26 protein-coding genes are annotated in these 26,483 nt (G+C 49.7%); 7 read left to right on the top strand and 19 right to left on the bottom strand.

Features of this window, described 5'->3' with window-relative positions:
• Positions 1-15 precede the first annotated feature (15 nt).
• The 6 genes from ACCC71_RS03295 to ACCC71_RS03270 form a co-directional block, all read right to left on the bottom strand.
• Complete coding sequence (locus tag ACCC71_RS03295; RefSeq protein ID WP_434311011.1) at positions 16-486, bottom strand: V-type ATP synthase subunit K; 471 nt, start codon at positions 484-486, stop codon at positions 16-18.
• Position 487: 1 nt separating this feature from the next.
• Positions 488-2,464 (bottom strand): V-type ATP synthase subunit I, encoded by a 1,977-nt coding sequence (locus tag ACCC71_RS03290; protein WP_434311010.1) that lies wholly within the window; start codon positions 2,462-2,464, stop codon positions 488-490.
• Positions 2,451-2,777, bottom strand: a complete 327-nt coding sequence (locus tag ACCC71_RS03285) for a hypothetical protein (RefSeq protein ID WP_434311009.1) — start codon at positions 2,775-2,777, stop codon at positions 2,451-2,453. Before ACCC71_RS03285 ends, ACCC71_RS03290 begins: the two co-directional genes overlap by 14 nt.
• 475 nt (positions 2,778-3,252) lie before the next feature.
• Complete coding sequence (locus ACCC71_RS03280) at positions 3,253-3,582, bottom strand: type II toxin-antitoxin system RelE/ParE family toxin (protein ID WP_434311008.1); 330 nt, start codon at positions 3,580-3,582, stop codon at positions 3,253-3,255.
• Between the two features lie 2 nt (positions 3,583-3,584).
• Positions 3,585-3,884, bottom strand: coding sequence for a type II toxin-antitoxin system RelB/DinJ family antitoxin (locus ACCC71_RS03275; protein WP_434311007.1), 300 nt, complete (start codon positions 3,882-3,884; stop codon positions 3,585-3,587).
• 205 nt (positions 3,885-4,089) lie between these two features.
• Positions 4,090-4,347: a YARHG domain-containing protein gene (locus tag ACCC71_RS03270; RefSeq protein WP_434311006.1), complete on the bottom strand. Its 258-nt coding sequence runs from the start codon at positions 4,345-4,347 to the stop codon at positions 4,090-4,092.
• Between the two features lie 222 nt (positions 4,348-4,569).
• Between ACCC71_RS03270 and ACCC71_RS03265 the strand changes: the two genes are divergently transcribed.
• Both ACCC71_RS03265 and ACCC71_RS03260 read left to right on the top strand, forming a co-directional pair.
• A complete protein-coding gene (locus ACCC71_RS03265; RefSeq protein WP_434311005.1) occupies positions 4,570-5,022 on the top strand; it encodes a MarR family winged helix-turn-helix transcriptional regulator in 453 nt (150 codons plus the stop codon).
• A gap of 14 nt (positions 5,023-5,036) precedes the next feature.
• Positions 5,037-6,368, top strand: coding sequence for an MATE family efflux transporter (locus ACCC71_RS03260; protein ID WP_434311004.1), 1,332 nt, complete (start codon positions 5,037-5,039; stop codon positions 6,366-6,368).
• A gap of 100 nt (positions 6,369-6,468) precedes the next feature.
• Here the strand turns inward: ACCC71_RS03260 and ACCC71_RS03255 are convergent, their stop codons facing one another.
• The 7 genes from ACCC71_RS03255 to ACCC71_RS03225 form a co-directional block, all read right to left on the bottom strand.
• On the bottom strand, positions 6,469-6,942 hold the full coding sequence (locus ACCC71_RS03255; protein WP_434311003.1) for a hypothetical protein: 474 nt from the start codon (positions 6,940-6,942) through the stop codon (positions 6,469-6,471).
• 215 nt (positions 6,943-7,157) lie between these two features.
• On the bottom strand, positions 7,158-8,351 hold the full coding sequence (locus ACCC71_RS03250) for a PLP-dependent aminotransferase family protein (RefSeq protein WP_434311002.1): 1,194 nt from the start codon (positions 8,349-8,351) through the stop codon (positions 7,158-7,160).
• A gap of 18 nt (positions 8,352-8,369) precedes the next feature.
• Complete coding sequence (locus ACCC71_RS03245) at positions 8,370-10,514, bottom strand: acetate--CoA ligase family protein (RefSeq protein ID WP_434311001.1); 2,145 nt, start codon at positions 10,512-10,514, stop codon at positions 8,370-8,372.
• Positions 10,511-11,056 (bottom strand): 2-oxoacid:acceptor oxidoreductase family protein, encoded by a 546-nt coding sequence (locus ACCC71_RS03240; protein ID WP_434311000.1) that lies wholly within the window; start codon positions 11,054-11,056, stop codon positions 10,511-10,513. The genes ACCC71_RS03245 and ACCC71_RS03240 overlap by 4 nt, the downstream gene beginning before the upstream one ends.
• Positions 11,057-11,070: 14 nt before the next feature.
• On the bottom strand, positions 11,071-11,826 hold the full coding sequence (locus tag ACCC71_RS03235; protein ID WP_434310999.1) for a thiamine pyrophosphate-dependent enzyme: 756 nt from the start codon (positions 11,824-11,826) through the stop codon (positions 11,071-11,073).
• Positions 11,826-12,902, bottom strand: a complete 1,077-nt coding sequence (locus ACCC71_RS03230; protein ID WP_434310998.1) for a 3-methyl-2-oxobutanoate dehydrogenase subunit beta — start codon at positions 12,900-12,902, stop codon at positions 11,826-11,828. Before ACCC71_RS03230 ends, ACCC71_RS03235 begins: the two co-directional genes overlap by 1 nt.
• Before the next feature lie 9 nt (positions 12,903-12,911).
• On the bottom strand, positions 12,912-13,127 hold the full coding sequence (locus ACCC71_RS03225; protein ID WP_434310997.1) for a 4Fe-4S binding protein: 216 nt from the start codon (positions 13,125-13,127) through the stop codon (positions 12,912-12,914).
• 220 nt (positions 13,128-13,347) lie between these two features.
• Here ACCC71_RS03225 and ACCC71_RS03220 point away from each other — a divergent pair, with 220 nt between their 5' ends.
• From ACCC71_RS03220 to ACCC71_RS03200, 5 genes are all read left to right on the top strand, one after another.
• Positions 13,348-14,124: an IclR family transcriptional regulator gene (locus ACCC71_RS03220; protein WP_434310996.1), complete on the top strand. Its 777-nt coding sequence runs from the start codon at positions 13,348-13,350 to the stop codon at positions 14,122-14,124.
• Between the two features lie 203 nt (positions 14,125-14,327).
• On the top strand, positions 14,328-15,707 hold the full coding sequence (locus ACCC71_RS03215; RefSeq protein WP_434310995.1) for an APC family permease: 1,380 nt from the start codon (positions 14,328-14,330) through the stop codon (positions 15,705-15,707).
• Between the two features lie 16 nt (positions 15,708-15,723).
• On the top strand, positions 15,724-16,110 hold the full coding sequence (locus ACCC71_RS03210) for a RidA family protein (protein ID WP_434310994.1): 387 nt from the start codon (positions 15,724-15,726) through the stop codon (positions 16,108-16,110).
• Between the two features lie 20 nt (positions 16,111-16,130).
• Positions 16,131-17,306, top strand: coding sequence for an aminotransferase class V-fold PLP-dependent enzyme (locus tag ACCC71_RS03205; RefSeq protein ID WP_434310993.1), 1,176 nt, complete (start codon positions 16,131-16,133; stop codon positions 17,304-17,306).
• A 74-nt stretch (positions 17,307-17,380) separates the two neighbouring features.
• The gene (locus ACCC71_RS03200) at positions 17,381-18,616 is read left to right on the top strand and encodes a M24 family metallopeptidase (RefSeq protein WP_434310992.1); all 1,236 of its coding nucleotides are present in this window, start codon (positions 17,381-17,383) and stop codon (positions 18,614-18,616) included.
• A 140-nt stretch (positions 18,617-18,756) separates the two neighbouring features.
• Here ACCC71_RS03200 and ACCC71_RS03195 read toward each other — a convergent pair whose 3' ends face one another.
• From ACCC71_RS03195 to ACCC71_RS03170, 6 genes are all read right to left on the bottom strand, one after another.
• On the bottom strand, positions 18,757-20,202 hold the full coding sequence (locus ACCC71_RS03195) for a TrkH family potassium uptake protein (RefSeq protein WP_434310991.1): 1,446 nt from the start codon (positions 20,200-20,202) through the stop codon (positions 18,757-18,759).
• Between the two features lie 11 nt (positions 20,203-20,213).
• Positions 20,214-21,572 carry a Trk system potassium transporter TrkA gene (gene trkA, locus ACCC71_RS03190; protein WP_434310990.1) on the bottom strand — a complete coding sequence of 453 codons (1,359 nt, stop codon included), beginning with the start codon at positions 21,570-21,572 and terminating at the stop codon, positions 20,214-20,216.
• 54 nt (positions 21,573-21,626) lie between these two features.
• Positions 21,627-23,435, bottom strand: a complete 1,809-nt coding sequence (gene aspS, locus ACCC71_RS03185; RefSeq protein ID WP_434310989.1) for an aspartate--tRNA ligase — start codon at positions 23,433-23,435, stop codon at positions 21,627-21,629.
• Positions 23,436-23,491: 56 nt separating this feature from the next.
• Positions 23,492-24,754 carry a histidine--tRNA ligase gene (gene hisS, locus ACCC71_RS03180; RefSeq protein WP_434310988.1) on the bottom strand — a complete coding sequence of 421 codons (1,263 nt, stop codon included), beginning with the start codon at positions 24,752-24,754 and terminating at the stop codon, positions 23,492-23,494.
• A gap of 58 nt (positions 24,755-24,812) precedes the next feature.
• The gene (locus ACCC71_RS03175; protein ID WP_434310987.1) at positions 24,813-25,451 is read right to left on the bottom strand and encodes an endonuclease III domain-containing protein; all 639 of its coding nucleotides are present in this window, start codon (positions 25,449-25,451) and stop codon (positions 24,813-24,815) included.
• 67 nt (positions 25,452-25,518) lie between these two features.
• The gene (locus ACCC71_RS03170) at positions 25,519-26,349 is read right to left on the bottom strand and encodes a ZIP family metal transporter (RefSeq protein WP_434310986.1); all 831 of its coding nucleotides are present in this window, start codon (positions 26,347-26,349) and stop codon (positions 25,519-25,521) included.
• Positions 26,350-26,483 lie beyond the last annotated feature (134 nt).

The raw sequence follows: 26,483 nt of genomic DNA, 5'->3' as shown, positions 1-26,483 counted from the left end.
TGTCAGGCATCCAGCTTAAACTGTAATGAACATCCACATCAGGAAGGAAATCAGCAGAGCCAAGATCGCGTAGGTCTCAACCATAGCGGCGTAGATAATACCCTTAGCCAGCTCGCTGGGTCTCTTTGCAATCAGCATGATGCCGGCAGCGGAAGCTTTTCCCTGCGCCCATCCGGACCAGATACCAACCAGGCCGATCGGCACGCCGGTGAACAGGAAGTAAATGCCCTGCATGGTGGACAATTCCGCGGGATTTCCGCCCATCACGCCTGTTTTTACCAAAATCAAGAATGCAATCAGCAAACCATAAATTCCCTGGGTACCCGGCAAAGCCTGCAGAACCAGGGTCTGACCAAATTTCTTCGGATCTTCTGCCACCACGCCGGCAGCAGCCTCACCAGCTACACCTACACCAAGAGCACTTCCGATACCTGCACACGCTGCAATTGCAGCTCCACCAATCGCTAATGCTAATCCTAAAGTCATGTTACTTTTCCTCCTTCACAAGCTTTACATATTTCGTTTTCTTTTCAAAAGGCTGGAAGGCGTCTCCTCCGCCTTCATAAAATTTTCCAAAGAATTCTACATACTGCAGCCGGCTCGCATGAACGTAAGAGCCCAGCGCGTTTAATGCAAAGTTCAGCGCATGGCCGAAAATTGCAATGATGATGAAAAGAATCGCGCCTACGATTCCACCGCCAAACAGGGAACCAAGGGCATTAAATACCTGAGCGATAACCGCCGAAGCAAGGCCTAAAGCGAGCAGCCGGGAATAGGACAGAATATCCGCCAGATAACTGGTGGTTCCGTACAGATCCCAGAGTCCTAAAAGCTTTCCTACGCCTTTTCCGCGAAGCAGCGGACCGCCAACGATAACGACCGCTCCCACGATCGCCAGCCACTTGCCAATGCCGGATGCGCCGTCGAACAGGCTTCCGCCAAAGAGCAGCAGCGCCAGGCCGATCAGGAATAGATACCAGGCCAGGACTTCGATGATCGCTTCCGCAATCTTGCCATCCTTCAGATACATATAAGCCTTCACGCCCATACCGATGAACAGATGAACCGTACCCAACACGCAGGAGAAGATCAAAAGCTTCATCGGATCGCTCAAGGGATTAAACCACAACGGAGTAATCTCTATCGTAGCGCCAAAGAAAGTATCCGCTACCACAGTAATGATATCGCCGAGGAAGCCGCCGAAGAGCGCGCCCCAAATAAAAGTTGAGATTCCGCAAAATCCCAGACACTTTACCAAGCGATATCCGGTATTCTCAAGGGGAAATTTCTTTAATAATAGGAAACAAGCCGCCGCAAGGATCAGACCATAACCCATGTCTGCAAACATCATACCGTAGAAAATAAAGTAAAAGATCGCAAAAATTGGAGTCGGGTCTACCTCATAGGATTTCGGCAAAGCATACATGCTGGTAATCGCCTCGAAAGGAACCACCAATCCTTTGTTGTCCAGGAGAACCGGCGTCTCTTCGCCCTTCTCCGGCTCTGTGATTTCGTAGCTGCAGCCAGCATCTTCTAAGACTTTTTTCACCTGGTCGCACGCGCGCTGCGGCACCCATCCATCGAAATAGAATGCTTTTTTCGTCTTCAATAGGTTTTCCGCTGCCTTTGCCTCATCGCGCTCCATCAGCAGACTGTCGTAATAATACTGAATTTCTTCTTTCTTAGCAGCGAAGGAAGCCATCTTCTGCTCCAATTCTTCCTGCTCTTTTTTCGTCTCAGCCAGTTCTTCATTTAACCGGGTAACATTTTCTTTTACGGTTCCGGTCAAATCTTTGAAGAGAGCAAAGGTAAAACCGAAGCTTTTTAGCGCATCCAATACAGCTTCTTCTTCCGCTCTCATACAAATCACGCTGAGATACTGCTGTTCCGCGTCCTGTCCTATCACAGTGACAACCGTATCTGGACTGGCCGTGGACACTTGCTGTTTCATGCTTTCCACGTCTGCGACAGCAGGAACGATGCCTGTGAGTACGCGAACGGAACGGGTCCCTGTCATGTCCAGGGGAAGTTCATAGGCGATCCATGGTTGTAAGGATGCCTGCATAGAAACAATGGTGTTCTCCTTAGACTTACTCTCACTCCATCTGTCATAGAGCGCCAATACGTCCTGGATCTCATGGCGAATGGAAGCTCCGTTTTTCAGAACCTCGTCATAAGCGCTCTGGCTCATGGTCTTTCTGGTCCGAAACAGAGGCTTCTTCGCGGTGTCATAGCGGGCAATGGCTTCCAGCGCGGTCTCCACTTTGGTTAAACGGCTGTCCAATTCGGAGATCTGATCCTCATCACCGTCTCTGGTGACGATGGAAGACCACTCCGAGTCCAGCAGCTTTTCGCTTTGATCGTTCAGCTCCACCACGCCCAGGTCCATCAGCCGGTTTAGCAGACCGGCCTTTTCTGTCTCAAGACCAATGACAGACAGTTTGTTCATTTTAACAATTGCCACTGGACTTCACAACCTTTCCGGCGATGATTTGAGCTGCCTCGGCTAAGCGTTTTTCTGCCTGCGCCTTCATAGCGTCGCATTCGGCGGCAACTTCGGCAATCCGGGCCTGATAGGCCTTTTCCGCCTCTGCCTCCGCCTGCCGCAGGGTCTCCCGATAGGCTTCATCCGCTTGTTTTTTCGCGGTTTCGACCATCTCGGCAGCTTGTTTCCGTCCCTGCTCGAGCAGCTTCTTGGAATCCGCTTGTGCCTGCTTGCGAATGGAAACGGCTTCTTCTTCGCTTTCCGAAATCCGTTTCATATTCTCAATCGACATGCTTTTCCCTCCCTACCTATTATTTTTTGGCAAATTGAAACCAATCATTTTCAGATTATGTTTCAAAAGCCGGATTATTATTGACCCCGCTCTCCTTTTCTCCTCCGATGCGCTTGAAAATTCTGAGCCAAGCCAAAAATATACCATGATTTTACACTATTTTCATTTATTTATCAATGTTTTTTTTGACAGCATTTTGGCAACATTTTTACGTTTTTGTCGTATACCATTCTTACTTTTCTTGTTTTTTTAAGCAAAAAAACCTTGACACTCTTTTTGTCTCTTAAGCGTTACAAAATTGTGATTTTTTTATCTTTTTTCAGGGTTCTTCTCTCATTTTCTCCCATTTGTGGTTTTGGCATTCACGATTCTTTTTAGTTCCTGCAAAAGGCGGTGAGATTTTCTAGGTAAAGAATTGGAATCAGGGCAATTACTTCTTTTGGGGCAAAAGAAAAAGCCGATTTCTCGGCTCTTCTCATGATAAGTTAATATCCAACAACGCCATAAGCTGATCCCGGCGCCTGTAAATAACCGCCGTAACCGATACTATTTTCTTCTCCTCATCAATCAGATAGTAAACGAAGAAGTTCTTAACGGTCATTTTGCGAATGCCGTAAGTTCGCCACGGTTCTTCCTCGGTCAGGGGATATCTTGCGGGCATTGAATCCAAAGCAGATATCTGCTTTTGCAGAAAGTCCGACCAGTGTCTTGCCGTCTCCGCTTCAAGCAACGTATATGTGATATAGGACACTGTTTCCTGTATCTGCGCCACAGCCTGTGGCGTCAGCTTTACTTCATACCGCATATTCAAATGCTCTCACGGATTTTCGCAAAGGCTTCGTCTACTGGAATCGTCTGACCGCTTTTTGCTTGGCTATAGCCATTTTCCATCATAGCATGAAACTGTTCATCCGTCATGTCGTCCCGGGTAGGCAGCTTCGGAACAGTGAGGGAATACGGAATACCACCGGTCATAATGATCTGACGGTATAAGGTATCAATTAGAACTGAAACCGGCAGTCCGAGCCGCTCCAGAACCGCTTCTGCCTGCTGCTTTATCTCCGGCTGCACACGAGCCGTTACATTTGCACTTTTTGTTGCCATCATAATCACCTACCCTTCTGCTTGATATCATACTATATTGTATTGCCATTTGCAATACAATATTCAATATTTCGCAGAAATATTACAGGAAGCTTTTAAAAATAGCACCACCTTGAGGCTCGAAAGTTTGACGGCTGAATATTAGAAACATACTTGCAGAGCGCATAAAAACTGCGTTTTCATCTCAAATTTATTATGTTTTTCTTTTCTAAGCCCCCAAAGAAACCAAAAGCTCCAGATTTGCTTTCTCATACTCGTTAAAACAACTTTCGTCAAATTCCTCCGCCTGATAACAGGGCGTATACCAGTCTCTAGTCAGGAAATACTCCTTCAAAGCCGGATCTCGGAATATATAGCCATGACGGGCATAGATTTCGTTTTTCGCTAAGCGCAAAAGTTCCTGGGAAGCGTCTGAAAAATTTTCTTTAACAAAACGTAAAACGAATTCATTAGTATTGTACTCCAAAGACATTGTCTCATCAATCAAAGACGCGCCCTACATCCTTTCAAAATTTTTCAATGGAAGGTATGTCCCTCTCCGCCGCAGTGCGCTCCTTAAGGGAGCGTTTTCATTCTATAGGAAATTCCTCTAGCAGTTCCTATTTTTCTTAAACTCCCTCTTGACAAAAGTCCGAAATCGTACTATACTTCATTAGTCCGATTTCGGATAAATAGGAGGGCTTGTTCGATGCAAACGCAGGATACCAGAAAACACTTATCAGAATACAACCGCATTTTCAAAGAAAACGACGATCTCTACCGGAGCGCCGCCAAATCCCTGGGGCTTTCGGACTGTGCGTTTTGGATTCTTTACGCCCTCCGGGAAGACAAAGGGGAGTTAACCCAAAGCGCCCTTTGCGAATCGACCTACCTGCCGAAGCAAACGATCAATTCCGCATTGAAAAAGCTGGAACAGGACGGCTGTATTGAACTAAAGGAGATGCGCGACCGCCGCAGCAAGAAAGTGTGTCTGACGCCCAAAGGAATCCAGCTGGCGGAAAAGACCGTAGACCGGGTAATCGCCGCCGAACAGGATGCTTTTGCCGGCTTAGCAGCAGAAGAAATCGAACGTTTCCTTCAACTCTACCGCAAATATACGGCTCTTTTGAAAGCCAATATGCCCAAATCCGATTCGACCTGAAAGGAATCAAAGAAATGAATATCCAATTATCCGATCACTTTACTTATAAAAGACTGTTACGTTTTTGTTTTCCACCCATCATTATGATGATCTTTACTTCCATCTACGGCGTCATCGACGGGCTGTTTGTCTCCAACTTTGTCGGCAAAATTCCTTTTGCCGCGGTAAATTTGGTGATGCCTTTTATCATGATACTGGGAGGAGTGGGCTTTATGATCGGCACAGGCGGCAGCGCGCTGGTCGCCAAAACCCTCGGAGAAAAAGAACCAGAAAAGGCCAACCGCTATTTTACCATGATGATTGGGCTTACCTTGATCTGCGGGATTACTCTGTCCTCCCTCGGTATTTTTTTTATGCGCCCCATCGCCTATTTTCTGGGAGCTACCGAGGTGATGATCGAGGATTGTGTGCTCTACGGTAGGATCGTCCTGGCATTTAACACCGCCTTTATGCTGCAAAATGTCTTCCAAACTTTCCTGACCACGGCGGAAAAGCCCAAACTTGGGCTGCTCGCTACGGTTGTGGCCGGTGTTGCCAATATGGCGCTGGACGCTCTTTTCGTCGCTGTTTTCCGCTGGGGCGTTGCAGGCGCTGCCTTTGCAACCGGACTCAGCGAATGTATCGGCGGGCTTTTGCCGCTGATCTATTTTCTGCGCCCAAATACCAGCCTTTTGCGGCTGACCAAAACCAGGTTGGAAGGAAAAATCCTCTTAAAGGCTTGCGCCAATGGTTCTTCCGAATTGATGAGCAGCGTGTCCGGTTCCTTGGTCAGTATGCTTTATAACGTTCAGCTGCTGCGATTCGCCGGTGAAAACGGCGTTGCCGCTTATGGTGTTTTGATGTACATTCAGTTTATTTTCATTGCCGTTTTCATCGGATATACCATTGGAACCGCTCCCATCGTCGGATACCATTATGGCGCCGGGAACTTCAACGAACTAAAAAATATGCTGCGCAAAAGCCTTTTATTAACAGGGACAGCGGGTGTTACCATGATGATTCTGGCCAAAATTCTAGCTTCTCCCCTGGCTCAGATATTTGTGGGATACGACCCGGAGCTTTTTGAAATGACCAGACATGCGTTTCAGATTTTTTCCTTCGCGTTTCTCCTGACAGGAATCAATATTTTTACATCTTCGTTTTTTACCGCCCTCAATAATGGCGGTGTTTCCGCTGCCATTTCGTTTCTGCGGACGCTTGTGTTCCAGATGCTTTCCGTTCTCATTTTGCCAATGATTTTTGGTCTTGACGGAATCTGGTGGGCCATTGCCGTGGCGGAGGTTTGCGCCTTTTTCCTGTCGTTTGCTTTTCTCTTTGCCAAAAGAAGGGAATACCACTATATGTGATATCAAAAAAGAGAGCGCTACGCTATTCCATGAACTACTTGACGGGAAGCAGTTCACCATGGCGTAGTGCTCTCTTTATAAAATTTCAACGATATCAGGCTCATTGCCCACTGGAATAAAGCGGCTCTAAAATCACTCCGTCTCCGCTGATCCGCAGCGCAATGTTTTTCCCATCTTCCTCATAATAGGTAATCTCCACCGATTCGCCCACCGCGCCGTTTACCGGAGCAAGAAAGGCGGCGGTTCCCACGTCAAAGGCAACCTTCCGGTCCTCGCCCTCCCCTTCAAAGGTACGCGCTCCCGGATTTTCCAGATCCACATAAAGTATATCTTCTCCAACCTCAAGGATATATGCTTTCACGATCTTTTGTTCCATCGCCAAAGTCGTCTCTTTTGAAGATGCCGGCGTACCTGTCTCTTCCGATGAGCTAGGTATCTCCGCCTTCGTCTGACTGGCAGTTGTCGTAGTATTGACCATCGGCAAATTCGATTCCTCCTGTGCTGCAAAACAGCCGGATAAAATCAAAGTTCCGAATATCATTCCCACCGTTATATACCATTGTCGCTTTTTCATCCTGACGTTCACCCTTGGCGTATCTGCTTTTTTCTTTTCCTACCATCTTTTATTAATGGAAGGTATTTCTAAATATAGCACTTCCTCTCATTTCCAGTCAAGAATATTCCTCGCATCGTATACTTTCCGTTGACAATCCAGTCTTTTTGTTCAAAAAACTGCTGCAAAAGCAGAGGATTTCCCCGCTTTTACAGCAGCCTTTTTATTTCCTTTCTTTACCGAAGATATTCTTTCACGCACTCCTTCAAAACATCCACGCCTCTCCGAATGTTTTCATGAGTTGGCATAGAGAAATTCAAACGGAAGCAGTTGGTAAAACGTCCCGGCGTCGCCGCAAAGGCAGGGCCGGTAATCATCAGCACCTTTCCTTTTTCCAGCATCCGGTCCTGTAATTCCTCCGCGCTGTAACCCTCCGGCATCTCTGCCCACAAGAACAAGCCGCCGTCGGGACGAGTATAGCGAACGCGCTCGTCGATATCGCTGAGGGCCTCCAGCATCACGTCACGGCTCTCCCGGTACATCTTACAGATTCGGTCGATATGGGCATCCACATCATATTTGGTCAGAAACTCACAGCTCATCGCCTGCATCAAGGTGCTGGTATGCACATCCCCGATCTGTTTGCTCTTGGTCACCTTTTTGATTACAGACTGGGGCGCCATCAGGAAACCAACGCGGATGCCAGGCGCGATAATTTTGGAGAGAGAGCCGACAAAGGCGACGATGCCGTCCGTATCCATGCTTTTTAAGGTAGGAACATATTCACCGGAGTAGCGCAGTTCAAAGTAGGGAGCATCCTCCAGGATCATGACATGATACTTCTTTGCCAGCTCCAGCATCTGTTTTCTGCGCTCCAACGGCATCGTCACGCCGGTAGGATTCTGGAACGTGTTGATGGTATAGATAAACTTGATATTCTTTTCCCGCTTCAGCGCCTCTTCCAATAAATCGATGCGCATCCCGTCGTCGTCCACCGGAATGCCAATCAGGCGGGCGCCGTTATAGCAGCGGATCGCATTTAAAGCGCTGATAAAGCTGGGGTCTTCACAGATCACCCCATCCCCTTCATTCAAAAATGCCTTCGCAAAGGATTCGATGCCCTGCTGAGCACCGGAAGTAATCAAAATTCTGTCCTCATCCGTACCCGTTTGATATTTTTCCCGCATCCGGTCTTTGAGTGCTTTCTGCAAAGGAGCATATCCCTCGCTGACACCATATTGCAGCATGCGGACGGGCTGCTCTTCCATCAGCCGATCCATAATTTCCTTCATTTCCTTAACCGGATAGGAAGCCGGAGACGGGCTGCCTGCCGCCAAAGAAATGTAGGAAGGATCCGCCGCCAGCTTCAAAACCTCCCGAATCGGCGAAAGCCCAAAAATCTCCATTCGATTCGCATATTGATACTCCATAAACATACCTCCTTCCATTTATTCCCCTGTGGGCCATGAGCCAAGGGGGACCGTTGATTCCCTATCGGAATTTGTCAACATCAAAGCGTCCACCACCTGCAAGCCCTCGCCTTTGTCATAGACAAAAACCGGATTCAAATCCATTTCCTGCAACTCTTTTTCCTGAGCGGCAAACTCGGAAACCTTTACAATCAAATCCGCCAAGGCATCCACATCTTTCGGCGCGCTGCCGCGGTATCCATTCAACAGACGTTTTGCCTTCAAACTGCCCAGCAAATCCAACGCCTCTTCCCGGCTGACCGGGCAAGGCGTCAGAGCCACGTCCCGGAATACTTCCACAAAGACACCGCCTAAGCCCACCAGCAGCAGAGGCCCAAACTGAGCGTCATTTTTCACACCCAGAATAATTTCCACTCCGGGCTTTGCCATGCTCCCCACCAGAACGCCGTCGATCTCGGCGTCCGGGCAGTTCTCCCGGCAATCTTCTAAAATCTCGGAAAATGCCTGCTCCGCTTCCTCCGGCGTCTTTACCGAAAGCCTTACGCCGCCGCAGTCCGTCTTATGAAGGATATCCCTGGAGCTGACCTTCATGGCCAGCGGATAAGAAAAGAGACCCGCCGTATGTTTCATCTCCTCCGCGCTGCGGACAACGATCTCATTCCCCACCGGAACTCCCGCCTGTTTCAAGAGCTGTTTCGCCTCATACTCTGTGATTGCGCCTACTTTTTTGCCTCTGGGTTCCACCGCCCGGCCAATGCCATCTAAGTTGTGCCGCTCCGGATGATATTCCAAAAATCCTAGGAAAAGGGACAAACACCGGTAAGCCGTCTTGGCGCTGGACATCAGCACAATTCCGTTTTCTTCCAAAAGCGCTTTGTACCGGGCGCTGGGAGTTCCCTCCACAGATGGCACCATAAAATATGGCTTTTTCAGCCCCCGCCGGCGGGCTTCGAGAAGCGCCTCGCAGATTCCCACCGACACTTTTCCTTCCTTAATATCAATACTGTTTCCAATGGTGACTCCGCCGATTTTATCCATCCTTTCCAGCAGACAGAGAAGGCCGTATGTATTTTCCACGTCGCCGAAACTATTGGTCGTAACGTCCAAAGGATTTCCGGGAGTGGCAAAGGACGGAATATAGTTCCGTATTTCCTCTTTTTCCTCATCCGTTAGCTTTGGCAGACAGATTTCATTTAGATCGCACAGATCCGCGCAGATGGCATTGGCTCCGCCGGAAGAATTGAGCCCGAAGATCCCGCTGTTTTTGGGCATTCTGTCGTGAAGAACCGAAAACATCTGCGCCACGCACAACAATTCTTCCATACAATCCACTTCGATGACGCCGTACTTTTGAAATACCGCCTGATAGGCCTTGGAACTTCCCGCCATATTTCCCGTGTGGGACGCGGTTGCTTCCGCTCCCAGATCGGATTTTCCAGCCTTCAGCACCACGATGGGTTTCCGCCTCAACGCCGCTTCTTTTAAGCTTTGGGTAAACTTCACAGAATCCCGCACGCCTTCCAGATAAAGCGCGATGACCTTCACGGAATCATCCTTCACCATATAGTCCAGGTAATCTTCCAGCATCACAATCTTACCGTTCCCGGAGGAAACCACATAGGACAAGTTTAGGCCCACATGTCCCATGACGCTCATGGCCACAAAGCCGCTCTGGGCAAGAACTCCGATGCCAGTCCGGCGGGTTTCCATATCAAAAGAGCACGCCATCCCCCACAGATTCCGTTTGTCTACATTATTTAAAAGGCCCGCGCAGTTCGGCCCCAGCACTGCCATTCCCGCCTTCGCAGCGATCGCCTTCATCTCCTCCTCTGCATGGATTCCTTCTTCCGTGTGTTCTTCGGAGAAACCACTGGCAAAAATCACCGCGGACTTTACTCCCAGGTCCGCCGCCTGCTGTAAGATTCCATTCACCGCTTTCTGGGGGGTACAAATCATCACGCAATCCACCGGTTCCGGTAAATCGCCCAACGAAGGATAGACCTTTCTCCCATGCAGTTCTTCTTTCCGCGGGTTTACAAAATACACCTGATCCGTATGGGACTTCAGGCTATTTAAGGCTGCGTTGCATCCAAAGCTGCCTGGCCGGTCGCTGGCTCCAACCACCGCAATGCTGTCGGGGCAAAACAAAGATTTCAGGTTCATACTGCCGCCTCATATCCCGCATCAAACGCCCGCCGGTTCGCTTCCGCATAGGCGTTTTTGCCTTTCTTCGCAAAAAACTCGTCCAGACAAGTTCGGGCAAAGTCTGCATCGAACAAATGCAGGTACCGCATGATGGCCCCTACCATCACAAGGCTTTGTCCCTTGGGATTCTTCGCTTTCTCCGCCAGCTCGGCGCAGTCCAGACGAACCACCTTCGAGCCTTCCGGGAATATGTAATCCGCGGAAATATTGTGCATATTGGCAAAAATCGTTACCCCTGGCTTACAAAATTCTAAGTAATCCAAAGAAGGCTGATTCATGGCTACAAGGATATCCGCCTCCTCCATGATCGGACTTCCGACCTGCTCTTCAGCCGTCTCCCCATATTTTACCACACAATTGGCCTTTCCGCCTCGCATCGTAGGGCCATAGGCAGGCATCCATACAGCGCTTCGATCTTTCCGGGATGCCATTTCTGCAATCACCAGCCCTCCGGTCAATACTCCCTGTCCTCCAAATCCAGCAAAAATAATTTCTTTCATAGCTACCTCCTGCCTCAGGCATCCTGGCCATCGCGGCGCTTAAACTCACCCAACGGATACTCTTTTTGTAACTCTGTTTTCAGCCATTCGGTAGCCTTTAACGGCGACATGCCCCAGTTGGTCGGGCATACTCCCAAAAGTTCTACCATCGAATATCCCTCCCCATTGATCTGAGCTTCCAGGGCATTTTTGATGTAACGCTTGGCTTCCGCCACCGTCTTGGCATCATACACCGCACATCTGGCAACATAGGCTGGTTTCAAGTTGGCAGCGATCATCTCCGGTAAATGTAAGGGCCATCCATTCTGTTCGCACTCCCGACCATGAATGGAGGTCGTTGTTTTCTGCCCCGGCAGAGTGGTCCAACTCATCTGACCGCCTGTCATGCCAAAATTTGCATTGTTCACCGTAAAGCAGGTGATTTTTTCATTTCGATAGGCTGCGTTTAACGTCTCCGCCAAACCAATTACCCCGCAGTCCCCATCGCCCTGATAAGTCATTACCAGCACGTCCGGCCGCATCCTTTTGATTCCGGTAGCCGTAGCTCCCGCCCGGCCGTGGGCGCACTGAAACTTATCGGAGTTGTCAACATCGTTTAAAATCAAATTGCTGCTGCAGCCCACGCCCAAAGCAATAATCTGACGTTTCGCATATCCCAATTCCTCCACGCATTCCTGGATGAGACGGTAAAAAATTCCATGGGAACATCCCGCGCAGAACTTGTGCTGGCCGTGGATAATCGAAGGTTTTTCTTTGATTACATTCGCCATTAGTATACCTCCTTCTTCTCACCGCTAAGGACTCCGCGGTAAAAATCGATCACTTCTCCTACCCGCGGTACCCCTACGCTGTAGGCATAGCAGTAGACCGGCACATTCCGCTCCGGAAGTTCCTTTTTGGCCGCCAAAGCCACATCCTGCACCATCTGTCCGTAGTCATTGGTTTCCACCGAAATAAAGCCTTTCACATGGGGATTTACCTTCCGAAACGCATCGAAAGGATAAGGGAAAACGATCTTCGGGCGAATCAATCCTACCTTCTCGCCTTGACTGCGCAGCCGCTTTACGGTATCCGCGCACACGCGGGAAGGGAGTCCAAAAGCAACGAAAACATAATCCGCATCCTCTACTGCAATGGTTTCCACCCGCTGCATCTCCCGGCAGACCTGAGCCAGCCGCTCCTGGCGTTTCGGAAGCAGTTTATGAGCCAGTGGAACGTTGTAGCAAGCGCAAGTCTGTTTTAATCCGACTTCTCCCGTTCCGTCCAGACCCCAATCCGGCTTTTTTATCTCCTTGTAGGGAGGCAATTCCACCGGCTCCATCATCTGTCCCAGATATCCCTCGGATAAGACCAGCACGCCCATCCGGTATTTCTGGGAAACGTCGAATGCTTCATACATATCGTCCACCAATTCCTGAATGCTATTGGGCGCATAGACAATATGGCGATAATCGCCGTTTCCGCCTGCTCTGGTATCGCGCAGATAATCCACCTGGCCGGAATCCAGCATCCCTAGACCAATCCCCCAGCGCTGTACATTCATGCACACGTAGGGAATATCATTTCTAGCCGCATAAGAAAACCCCTCTTGCTTTAATGCCATGCCGGGTCCGGACGAAGTTGCCAAAGCCCTCGCCCCGGTAGCCGCCGCGCCAATGACCATATTGATGCTGGCAATCTCATTCTCCGCCTGGATAAACACCCTTCCCTCCTCCGGCATCCTGTGAGACAGTGTTTCTAACGTTTCCGTGGAAGGAGTAATCGGATATCCGGCAAAGAACTCGGCGCCGCCCCGAATTGCTGCTTCCGCCGCGGCAACGTTTCCTTTCATCATTACTTTCGACATACCTTCCTCCTATTCTGCATCCGTTTCCACGATGCGAAAAACCATATCCGGACAAACGCTGTAGCAAATACCGCAGCCAATACATTTGTCCTCCTCCAATGCGACGTACCTGTACCCGGCAGTATTCAGCTCTTCTCCGATTTTTAACGCCTGCTTCGGACACTGCACCACGCAATAACCGCAGCTTTTACACCACTCTTTATTGATACATGCTTTTTTTGACACAGGTCTCCTCCTTATCCTCATCCTTTACCCAGCATTTTTGGAAATAATAATTTCTATTTTTTATTATATCAGTTTCTATTTTATTGTCAACATATTTTTATAATCATTTCATTTTTAGAAATTTTCTTTCTGTATTTATTCATTTTCTTCTCTTGCTTTTTCTATAAATGATGTGATACACTGTATGATATCAACTGCCAATCAGAAAGGATGAGCTGCCATGAATACCACTGGTGAGAATAATTACTCGATTGCTTCTGTAGAAAAGGCTTTCACCGTTCTCGAATATATTGTCCGTCATACTTCCAATGTCAGCGCCATCGAGATTCATTCTCAGACCGGCATTGCCAAACCGACCCTGCACAAAATCCTGCAGACCTTAAAGGAGCTTGGCTATATTGATCAAAACCCGGACACCAGCCATTATTTTGCTACGATGAAACTGCTGCAAACCGCTTATCATTCCATCAACCGGCATGACTTTTTCAAGACTTATTATCCTTATATTCTTATGTACATGCGCCGTTTTCACTGTCCCTGTTCGCTGGTGATCTACTCCGGCACAGATTCCGTGATCGTTTATTCCAGCGTCGGTACCTCCAATGTGATCGTGGATAATACCCGAATTATCGGCTGTACGCTTCCGCTCTACGCGTCTTCCTCCGGCCGGCTGCTGTTGTCAAGCTTGGATGAAAACCTGGCGAAAGAGCTCTTGGCTGCCGTTCCGCTAACACCATTAACGGGCTGTACGCTCTGTACGGTAGATGAGATTATGGATTTTGTCCGGGGTATAAAAAAGAAAGGTTATTGCCGGATCGATGGAGAAATTTATTACGGCTTTTCCAATGTCGCGTTTCCGCTCCACGATACCACCGGGCGGATGATCGGCAGCATGAACTTTGTGATCCCGAAAGATCAGGTAGATACTATTATGTCGGAAGAAACGGTTTCCGAAATTCTTACCACCATGGACAAGGTACGTTTGAAAATTGTATAAATGCTTCGAGACCTGCTGCAATCTACTTATTTTGCAGCAGTTTTTTTATTCTATAGGAAATTTCGCCAAGCGAAATTCTTTCTTGTTAGATTCCGATGCAAAAATTAGTTGACTTATTCCAGAAATTATGTATACTTATTTTAGAAATAATAATTTCCATAATCATTTCATTCTATGCCCAGCAATCATAAAAGGAGAGAATTATGGAAAGTAAAAAACTGAGTCTGTTCACAGTCACCTGTATGAACATCGGCGTCATCGTCGGCGCCGGAATCTTTAGCTCTCTAGTGGAATCCTGTACATTTGCCGGCGCCGCCATTGTTCTAGCCATCGCTGTCGCCATTGTTGAGGTTATCGTCCGCTATCTTCCATCTATTATACCCAGCGCTTCTATTCCGGCCAGCTCCGGATTTTATATGTATATGGCGCGCCTGGTGAATCCTTTTGCCGGTTATCTGATTGTAATCAAATTTATTTTTAACATTTGTATCGTCGCCATGCTGGCCTCTACTTTTGCCACCTATTTTTGCGCCATGGTGCCGGTCAATCCGATGCTGGTAAAAATTATTGTTCTGATTCTGTTTACGATTACTGCATGCTGCGGCTTACAGATCAGCTCCTGGATTCAGAATGTGATGGTCTGCCTGCTTATGGTAGGGCTTCTCACGTTCTTTCTGACCGGCGTCGGCCATATCAACCCGGAATACTTCACCATCGGCAAGGCCTTTGATATCCCAGCGGTGGGTCTCAGCTCCTTCGGAGCCGCCATCGCCATGATGGCCACCAGCCTGGCTGGCGGTACCAGCGCCGCGTTTATTGCAGAAGATATCAAAAATCCGGCGCGAAATGTCATTCTCAGTTTTATCCTTTCTACCGGAATCGTAGGAATCCTCTATATTTTGATGAGCGCGGTTACGGTCGGCTGCGCCGATGTAACTCAGATCTCTTCCCTGGCAGAAATCGCCAAAGCAAATATGTCCGGAGCTCTCTATAACCTGTTCATGGTTCTTGGCGCTCTCATGGCCATCGCCACCACGATCCACGGCAACCTCTACAGCGCGGCAGCCAGCATGGAACCTATCGCCAAAGATAAGGTATTCCCGGCATTTTTCCTGAAAAAGAACAAATTTGGCATGTGCCCGGCCGCGGTAATCGCCCTGTCGCTTCCTGCTATGGTTCTGGTCGTCTTCGGCATCTCGGTCGGCACCTTGATGAGAGTTTCCTCCATCGTTGCTATCGTCATCGGCGTCTGCCAGTTTATTCCTGTCTTAAAGCTGCCGAAGAAATACCCTCATAGCTATCGCCATGCGCCGATCAAATTCTCTCGGCCGCTGCTGTACGCGATCATGGGTGTTTCGCTGGCTTTCTGCGTCTACGAGGCGTACTCGCTTCTTGTCACCACTTCCACGGCGGCTTGGATTACCTTAGCCGGCGCCCTGGTTGTATTCTTTGGCTATTTCTTCATCCGTAAGGCCTATCTGCAAAAGCAGGGCGTGGACCTGTATGCCTTGATGTCCGCCCCATACGAGCCTTGGGAAAAACAGGAAGCCAAATACCGCCAGATGGACGAAGCAGAAAGATAATTCCGGGGAGGAAAATATGGGACAAGAAAAAGTACAAATTATCTGTAACGAAGCTCCAAAGCCTGCCGGCCCCTATTCTCAGGCCATTGCCGCCGGCCCTTATCTCTTTGTGGCCGGCCAACGCGGCGTCGATCCGGCCACAGGACAGATGGGAGCGGATATCGAGGAGCAGACCCGCCTTTGCCTGGAGAATGTCCGCCGGATTCTGGAAGCGGCAGGCAGTTCTCTTGCCGACGCGGTTCGCTGTACGGTATATTTGACCGATCTCAATGATTTTCAGCGGATGAATCAGGTATATCAAGAAATCATGCCCGCCCCCTGTCCCGCCCGTACCACGGTCGGCGCTGTTTTGCGCAATATGCTGGTGGAGATCGAGGTGATGGCGCTCCGGCGTGAAATTTAAAGCAAGATAAGGAGTAAAAAATGTTAGATAAGAATTTGATTCAAAAAGAATTTGGCTATATGGGCGATCACGTCTATTTAAATTCCAGCCTGGTAGGGATGCCCCCAGAGCGGGTCAAGGACGCCTGCCGCCGCTTTATGGACGACTATGTGGCCTCCTATAATGAATCCATCAAAGCAGATTTGCTGGCAAAGCGCCAGATGACAAAGCAAAACGTGGCGCAGATGATTCATGCGAAGCCGGAAGAAATCACCTTTGAGAAGAATGTTACGGAAAGTCTTTCTACCTTTGCCATGGGATATGCTCCTCTCGGCCCTGGCACCAACGCGATCATTGTAGATTCTGATTTTCCCAATACCATTTACCCTTGGATCAACGCTCACAAGCAGCGTGGGTTCGACCTTAAGGTATATAAAACCACCAGAGGCCAGATTCCCGCCGGGGACCTAATCGCCATGATGGACGAAAATACCCGTGTGCTGGCCCTCTCCATGGTTCAGTCTGGCTGGGGATACTATGCCGACCTAAAGGCATTAGGTCAGGAGTGCCGGAAGCGGGGGATTGCCTTTGTTGTCGACGGTTTTCAGGGCCTTGGCCGTCTTGGCATCGATGTCCAGGAATGCTGCATCGATTATCTTCCCTGCGGCGGCTTTAAAGCGTTGATGGGAACCTGGGGCGCTGCTTTCGTCTACTGCAATCCTCGCATTATTCAGGATATTTACCCGCCCACCGCAGGCTATCAAAGCGCTGTCAGCCATGTTCTTGCCCCTGATGTGACTACGGACTTCAGCGAGGTTCATTTCCTTGACACCGCACAGCGGCTGGAAGCAGGAAGCCAGTGTACCTATGCCATCGAATCCATCGGTATCGGCGTCGGGCTGATCTTGGAACTGGGGATGGAGGAGATTGAAAAGCATGTCCTGGAATTGGACCGCTATACCCGCCAGGGATTAAAAGATATGCCGGTAGATGTGATCACCCCAGACGATCCCGCCCGTCTGTCCGGGTTGATCGCGATCTTATATCCGAAAAGCATGACTGCCAAAGTGCGGGAGACCTTTGCGAAATACAATATCCACGCCACCTTGCGCGACGGCTATATCCGCATCACCATCGCTCTCTTCAATACAAAAGAAAATATGGACGTATTTTTAGAAGCGATGCGCGAGATTTTCTGTAAGGGCGAAAATAAGTAATCATTTTTTGTTGACGAGAGCATACACGCTCTCGTCAACAAAAGGTATCCGAATTCAATAAAGGGGAACGCATTATGTATAAATTTGAAAAATGTTTACCGCCTATTCTGGCCAAAAGAGACCATAAAACCATGATTGGACGTATTCAGGCCGCCATGCAAAAACAAGGCTTTGAATATCTGGTTTTGACTCACGTCCAAGACACCTTCTATGCCACTGGCTACATGCCGCTGATGCCCAGCGCCGTGACCCTTGTGCCTGCCGAGGGAGACGCCATCCTGATCGTCAGCACGCTGGAAAGCGAAGCTGCCTACAGCCTGACTCCGGATGAGGTAGAAGTCCGCGAGGTCCGCTCCTGGGTTTTCATCGACGACGGAACCGAAGCCTCTCGCGACGAAAAGGGCACCATCGTAGACCCGGACGGCGCCGCCGGTATCGTGGCCGATATCTTAACCAGCCGCACACTCCAGGGTAAAGTCGGAATCAATACCGGCATCGTCTCCAAACGTTTCTGGGATTATTTGACCTCAAAGATTCCGGAAAGCCATTTCGCCGACTGCGCCCAGATGATGCTGGACGTACGGATTTTCAAGACCCCCTGGGAGATCGATATGCTCCGGATCGCCGCTCAAGAAGCGGAAAAAGTCTATGAAATGATGGCGGAAGATATCAAACCCGGTATGCCCGCCTGGAAAATTGACGCACTTTATGTCTACTATTCTTCCAAACTGAACTTGGAGCACGGTATCCTGAGCCGCCGCCATGTATTTTTGACCTCTCAGGGAGAATATTATGGGCTTTCCGGAATGCCCCGCGGATACATCCTCCAAAAAGGAGACATTATCAAATTGGACGCAGGCTTCCGGTATATGGAGCATTCCTCGGATATCGCCCGCACCTTCGCGGTAGGCGGCGATGCGGACGATAAAGTTCAGGAATTGTATGAAACCCTCTACAAAGCCTTCCGCATCGGTGTAGATATGCTGGCTCCCGGCGTAAAAATCAGCGATCTTTATTGGGCGGTCCGCAATGAAGTGGAAAAATCCCCGCTGATTCCCAAGTATCCGCGCGGCAATATGGGCCACTCCATCGGCTGCGGCTTCCATGCGGAGGAATATCCGACGATCTCCCGCGACCGCGGCGAGATGACCTTTGAACCGGGCATGGTTTTCTGCGTAGAAACGCCTTACTCTGGCGTCGCAAACGCGGCTGTTTGCGGAGGCTTTAACATCGAAGATACTTTCGCCGTCACAGAAACCGGCCACGAAGCCTTTACCCACGCGCCGGATACCATTCTCTGGGCAAAGTAAAGCGCCCGCGGCTACGCAAAAAAGGAAGATATCCTCCTTCCTTATAGTACAATAGTGCCATCAAGACGTCAGTCGAAATGATACAACAAAGAAGCCGCGGCTCCTTGGACAGATTGTCACATAGGAAGCCGCGGACTTTTCTATTTCTTTTTCCACAACGAAGGCATGGCCAGCAGTAAAATCGGGAAGATTTCCAATCGGCCGATCAGCATATCCAAACTCAGAACAATCTTGGAGAAAAACGACAGCGTGGAGAAGTTTCCCGTAGGCCCCGTGATCTCACCTAAGCCTGGCCCAATGTTATTGAGGCAGGAAATCACCGACGAAATCGTCGTGCTCACATCCAAACTGTTAAAGGAAACCAAAAGAATCGAGACGAATAAAATCACCATATAAAACAGCAGATAGGTATGTACACCCTGTATCGTCTCCTCTTCCACCGTCTTCCCGTCCATGCGCACCACGTTGACCGAGCGGGGATGCACCAGCCGCTTCAATTCTCTGCGGATGGATTTTACCATCAGCACCACGCGGGCAATCTTTATACCGCCGCCAGTAGATCCGGCGCAGGCCCCCAAAACCATCAGCAAGAGCAAGATCATCTGGGATAAATACGGCCAGGTGGCAAAGTCTGCCGTCGCATAACCCGTGGTTGTGATAATCGAAGCCACCTGGAAAGAGGCATGGCGGAACGAAGCTGTCACCGTTCCATAAAGGTGGTAAATATTGATCGTAATTATCAAAATCGAAGAAGCAATGATACCCAGGTAGGTCCACAGCTCGGTATTTTTAAAGGCCTGGGCAAATTTCTTAGCGATCATTAGATAAAACAGGTTAAAATTGACGCCAAACAGAATCATAAAGATGGTGATCACGCCGTCCACATAGGCGCTGTTGTAAGCGGCAATGCTGGCATTGTACACGCTGAATCCGCCGGTACCGGCCGTACCAAAGGCATGCACCAACGCATCGTACAAAGACAATCCGCCAAACATCAAAAGGATCACCTGCAAAAACGTCAGGCCAATATAAATCGCATATAGAATCTTTGCGGTTCCCATGGTTCGAGGCACCAGTTTCCCCACCGTCGGCCCCGGAACCTCCGCCCGCATCAGATACATGGAACGCTTGTCCGCCAGCGGAATGATGGCCAGCACAAAAACCAACACGCCCATGCCGCCGATCCAGTGAGTAAAACTTCTCCAGAATAAAATACCTTTCGGCAGCGTCTCAATTTCCGCTAAAATGGTTGATCCAGTGGTGGTAAAACCAGACACCGTCTCAAAAAAAGCGTCTATAAAATTGGGAATTGCTCCGCTGATCACAAAGGGCAGCGCCCCAAATACAGACCAGATGACCCAGGTCAATCCCACAATAAAGAATCCTTCTTTGGCATAGATGACTGGATTTTCCGGTTTCTTTGCCCCCAAAGTTAGGCTCAAAGCAATCAAGACCGCCGCCACGATCAAAAATGACAGGTAAGAGCTCTCGCCATATAAGATCGCAACTGCCATCGGGATCAGCAGCATGATGCCTTCTACCCCTATCAATTTATAGAGGATATAGCGAATCATTTTATTATTCATATCCGTCTCCCCTATGCTAACATCTCGTAAAGGGATTTCACATGAGGCCTCGTGGTTACCACAATCACCGCGTCATCCTCTTCGATTGTATCATTTCCGCCCGGAATAATCAGGTCTCCTCCCCGAACGATACAGGCGACCAGAAAACCGGACTGAATCGAAAGATCTCTCAGAGGAATCCCTGTAAAAGGAGATTTCTTTTCCACATAAAACTCCAAAGCCTCCAGCCTGCCTCCGATCATGCGGCTTAGGGATTCCACACTGTTGTCCTCCACGGAAGCGGAGATCGCCCGTACATAGCGTAAAATCTGATTGGCCGTCACTTCTTTCGGAGAAACCGTGGTCTGAATTCCGATGGTTTCCAGCATATCCGTAAAGGAAAGCTGCGTCACTTTGGTAATAATTTTGGAAACCTTGTGAGTGTTTGCGTAGAGGGACAAAATCGCATTGATCTCGTCCATACCCGTCATCGCCACAAAAGCGTCCACATCCCGAATGCCCTCTTCCTGTAAAAGATCTTCATGACTGCCGTCGCCATGAACGATGGTAGCCGCAGGAAGCTGCTCGCAAAGCTCTCGGCAGCGTTCCATGTTCTGCTCGATAATTTTTACCCGCATTCCCTGATACAAAAGACGCTTGGCCAGGTAATAAGAAATCTTTCCTCCGCCTACGATCATCACGTCTTTTACGCTGCTGCGAAACAAATCGATCTCCTTGAAAAAGCCCTGCAGTTCATCATGGGAAGAAACGATGTGAATCCGATCCCCCAGTTCCAGCACGTCGCTTCCGCCGGGGATAAACACCTCCTGCCCACGCTGCACCGCGCAGATCAGGATACGAAAACTAAATCGCTGGTTGATTTCCACCAGGGATTTGCCAATCAAAGCATTCCCTTGTTCCAGCGGAAACTCCATCAGCTCCACCCGGCCTTTGGCAAAAGGCTCGATACTGGTAGCCGCCGGAAAGATTAGCACGCGGGCAATCATATCCGCGGAAGCGCGCTCCGGGTTAATGGCAAAACTTAACCCCATTTCTTCACGAATAAAGGGAAGCTGATCATAATATTCCGGTTTCCGTACCCTCGCGATGGTGCGGGCCGCGCCATGCTTTCTCGCAAGGAGACAACAGAGCATATTCATTTCATCTCCATCCGTACAGGCAATCACCAGGTCTGCTTCGGAAATCCCCGCCTCTCGCTGCACCTGATAATCAATGGCGTTTCCTTCCACACACATAACGTCCTCGGTATCCGCCAAGGATTGAAGGGCGGCGGGGTTGCTGTCGATGACCACGATATCATGGCCCTCCTGCCCCAGCTGCTCCACCAATTTATGCCCTACTTTTCCGCTTCCCATGATGATGATTTTCATACCATTTCTCCCAACTGCCACGCAGCTTCCTGTTTCGTAAATTATCTCTCCCGCTTACTGTGGAGTTTTCGCGTCTTCCGTCACACAATGAATATGCAGTTCTTCCAACTGCTTTTCGTCTACCACATCCGGCGCGCCGGTCAAAAGGCAGGACGCATCCTTTGCCTTCGGGAATGCGATTACCTCGCGGATGCTGTCCGCGCCGGCCATCAGCATGGCAAGGCGATCCAGCCCGTAAGCAAGTCCCCCATGAGGCGGAACACCGTATTTAAAAGCGTTCAGCAGGAAACCGAAGCGCTCATTGGCCGATTCCTTGGTAAAGCCAAGGGCCTCGAACATTTTCTCCTGCACATCGGCCTGATGGATACGGATGCTGCCGCCGCCGATCTCATTACCATTTAAAACGATATCATAGGCTTTCGCCCGTACTTTGCCTGGATCCGTGTCAAGGAGAGGAAGATCCTCCTCCACCGGCATTGTAAAGGGATGGTGCATCGCCACAAAGCGATCTTCCTCCTCCGAGTATTCTAGGAGCGGGAATTCCGTGACCCAAAGGAAACGGAAATCATCTTTTTTCAAAAGATCCAACTGTTTTGCCATCTCCAAACGCAGGCTTCCCAGTACGTTGAATACGATCGTATCTTTGTCCGCCGCAAAAAGAAGCAGATCTCCGGTTTTTCCATCCAATGCCTGAATCAAAGCTTCCAGCTCTTCCGGCTTCATAAATTTGGAGAAGGAACACTTATGGGCTCCATTCTCGCCGCAGCCTACAGCAATATATGCCAGTCCTTTCGCTCCCATTCCTTTGGCCATATCCACGAGAGCGTCGATTTTCTTTCTCGGCATGTGTCCCTGGCCTTCCACATTGATAGCCCGCACCGATCCGCCGGCAGCCAGCGCGTTGGTAAATACGCCGAACTCGGAGTTCTTTACCAGATCGGAAACATTTTTTAACTCCATGCCAAAACGAATGTCCGGCTTGTCGGAGCCAAAACGGTCCATCGCCTCCCGGTAAGGCATCCGCAGGAACGGAATCTTTACGTCTACGCCCAGAACCTCACGGAACAGGAACTGCAGCAGCTTTTCATTGACCTCCATCACATCCTCTTCGGTCACAAAGGAAAGCTCCATATCCATCTGGGTGAAATCCGGCTGGCGATCCGCCCGCAAGTCTTCATCCCGGAAGCAGCGGGCAATCTGAAAATACCGGTCATAGCCGGAGCACATCAACAGCTGCTTAAAAAGCTGCGGAGACTGAGGCAGCGCATAGAAAGAGCCCGGATGCAGGCGGCTCGGAACCAGGTAGTCCCGCGCTCCTTCCGGCGTGCTCTTCGTCAAAAGCGGCGTCTCGATCTCTAAAAATCCCTGCTCCGCCATAAACTGGCGGGACAGCGTGGCCACCTTGCTGCGCAGCATCAGATTCCGCTGTAAGGACGGACGGCGCAGATCTAAGAACCGGTATTGAAGGCGCAGTTCCTCTCTGGTGTTGATATCATCCTCCACGGGAAACGGAGGCGTCTCTGATTCGGAAAGAATCCTCAGATCCGTCGCCCGGATTTCCAGACGGCCGGTGGCTAGGTTTTCGTTAAAGGCGCCGGAGCGTGTCTCCACCCGGCCCGTAGCCGCGATCACGAACTCGCTCCGCAGCGTACCCGCTTTGCTAAAACCCTCGGTTCCAATATCGTTCTCGTCAAAAATCAACTGAAGCAGACCGGAACGGTCCCTCAAGTCAATAAAAATCAAGCTTCCTAAATTTCTTCTCTTCTGCACCCAACCCATGACCGTCACAATCTCTCCGACCATTGCTTCCGTCACTTCGGTACACCGGTGGGTCCGGCGCAGTCCCTGCATGGATTCTGCCATGTCAATTCCTCCTTATCCCTTTCGGGCGGATACCCGCTTTTTCCATCCTACTTCTATTAAAATTTCATTTCATCTTTATAATATTCCTGGAACTCTTCATAGCCTTCCGCAGCCAATTGTTCCTTCTGGAATTTCTTATTCTTATTCATCACGGCAATCAGGACCTGGACGCCTTCTTCCCGTTCTTTCTGGGCCTGTTTTAAGATCTCGCACAGGCGGTTCTTTGGCATATTCTTTTCAATCAGATACGCCTTTTTCCCCGCGGCTCCCGGCACCTGGAAATTCTGGTCCATCAGGATCGTGATGATCCGCTCAAAGCCGATAGAAAAGCCGCAGGCCGGCACCTGCAGATTGGTAAACTTTCCTACCATCTCATCATAACGGCCGCCGCCGCCCGCGGAGCAGCCAAGCCCAGCGATCTCGATCTCAAAGATCGTTCCGGTATAGTAGGACATTCCCCGCACCAGGGTCGGATCAAAGGCCAGTTGAAAATCCGCGCTGGCGGTGGCCTGTACGCTGTCCACGATCTCTTTCAAATTGTCGGCAGCGCCTGCCTCCAAATGTTCGCCCAAAGCTTGTCCCAGATAAGAAATGCCGTCCTCCTCTTTTTCAAGAGCCTCGAACATCCCCAAATATTGATCGATGGAGGCCTTGGAGAAACCGCTTTCCGCCAGTTCCTCCGCCACGCCGGAAAGTCCGATCTTGTCCATCTTATCCAGAATAATAAACACCTTATCGTAGGAATCCTCCGGAAATCCGCTGGCGGCCGCCATGGCTTTCAGGATCCGGCGGTCATTGATCCGCACGGTAAACCCGGAAAAGCCCAGCTTTCCAAGAAGAGTCGTCGTCGCCAGAATCAATTCGATCTCCGCAATATTTCCCGCCTCGCCCAGAATATCGATATCACACTGATAAAATTGACGAAAACGGCCTTTCTGAGGACGGTCCGCGCGAAATACCGGACCGATTTGAAGGGCCTTGAAGGGCTTCGGAAGCTGATTGACATTATTGGTGTAATAGCGCACCAACGGCACCGTCAGATCATAGCGCAAGCCGCTGTCCGCCAGATCTTCCTCGCAGGAAGCTGTTTCCAGATTCAACTTTTCTCCGCGCTTCATGATTTTAAAGATCAGTTTCTCATTGTCCCCACCCTGTTTGCTGGTTAAATTCGGCAGGCTTTCCACCACCGGAGTCTCCATGGGGGTAAAGCCAAAGCTTTTATACGTCTCCTTAATCAGACCGATCACGTAATCCCGGATCTGCATCTCTTGAGGAAGAATGTCTTTCATGCCATTTACCGGCTTTTTGGTCAATGCCATCTATTTTTTCTCCTTTTTCCATATGTCCATTTTTACTATGATACCACGAATTGCTCCGCTATTCTACCCCGATTTTCCCGCATAAATCCCGCAGACAGCACCTCTCACAGAACGGTTTTGTCCTGGCGGTACAAACCTCCCGGCCGTGGAACACCAGACGGTGGCAAAAATCGCTGCCTTCTTCCGGAGGAATCAATTTCCAGAGCGCCATCTCCACTTTCTTCGGCTCTTTGATATTCTCCACCAATCCCATGCGATTTACCAGACGAATACAGTGGGTATCCGTCACAATCGCCGGTTTTCCAAAGACGTCTCCCATCACCAGATTCGCGCTCTTGCGCCCTACTCCCGGAAGCTTTAAAAGAGCGTCAAAATCTCCCGGCACCTTTCCGTCGTACTGGTCCCGCAGAATTTTCATACAGGCGCTGATATCCCGCGCCTTGCTTCGCCCAAGACCGCAGGGCCGAACAATTGCCTCGATGTCTTCCACCTCTGCCTCTGCCAGCGCATTCACATCCGGATATTTTGCATAGAGATCCTGTACGACGATATTTACCCTGGCGTCCGTACACTGCGCCGCCAGACGGACGCCGACCAACAGCTTCCATGCCTGGTCATAGTCCAAGGTACAACCCACATCCGGGTATTCCTTTTTTAAACGGTCGATGATCTCCAAAGCCAACTCTTCTTTTGTCATGTTATACTCCTTTTACCTTCCATTGACAAGAGCATACACGCCTCATCGTGGGATAATTTGGGCATCCTCATCCGTAAATCATCAATAAGCCGACCATCATACCGACGACTACCGCAAAAGTCGGCAGCTTGCTTCGATACATTAAGATGGACTGGGGCAAAATTTCTCCAAATACTACGTAAAGCATGGCCCCGCTGGCAAAACTAAGGCTAATAGCCAGACCAAAAGCGCCCATATCCCCGACCAGGTAGCCGAGAATCGCCCCTAAGATTGTGGGAGCGCCGCTTAGAGCCGTCACAAAAATCGCTTTTCCCCGGTTCATTCCGCCGCTGATCAAGGGGACCGCCACCGCCATCCCTTCCGGAATATTGTGCAGCCCAATCAAAACGGCCAAAATCAAGGCGGAACCGGTCAGGGCATGATCGGTGCTGACATAGGACGCGCCGATGGTCATCCCTTCCGGTACATTGTGGAGAGCGATGGCGCAGGCCATGACGACGCCGGCAACAAACAAGGAAGCGGGGGAATCCCCTTTTTTTCGATGTTCATTGTAATGGTTGGCGTGTGTCAACTCATCCAAAGCATCCGCCGTTTTCGGATGCTTTTTATCAATATGCGCCACCTCCGGGTCTGTCTTTCGATCGATAGCTGTATTCAGGACATATACCACGCCAATGCCCAAACAAATACCAATCAATACAAGCGCTAGACCAGAACCTGTGCCGATGGCTTCCTGAATCAGGTCAAAACAGACCACACTGATCATCACTCCACCGGCAAAACTAAGCAGCAAACTGGCTGTCCGATTGGAATCCTTTTTGAATAAAGCGCCGACGACGCCTCCCAATCCGGTTCCCGCCACACCAGCCAACGCGGTCGTAACGATAAGATTCCACATAAAGTTTTCCTTCCCTCTCTTTTGTATAAAAGCTCCCTTTTTTATGCTTTTTAACCGTATCCATTATAACGCAGACCGTCCATTTTGTATACTAAAAAGAGTGTGTATTGGAACAAAGAATTTCCTATGAGAGA

Source organism: Hominifimenecus sp. rT4P-3, from assembly GCF_051055405.1.
GTDB lineage: Bacteria > Bacillota > Clostridia > Lachnospirales > Lachnospiraceae > Pseudolachnospira.
Note: the sequence above shows the minus strand (reverse complement) of the source record. Positions and strands in the feature narration are given on the sequence as shown.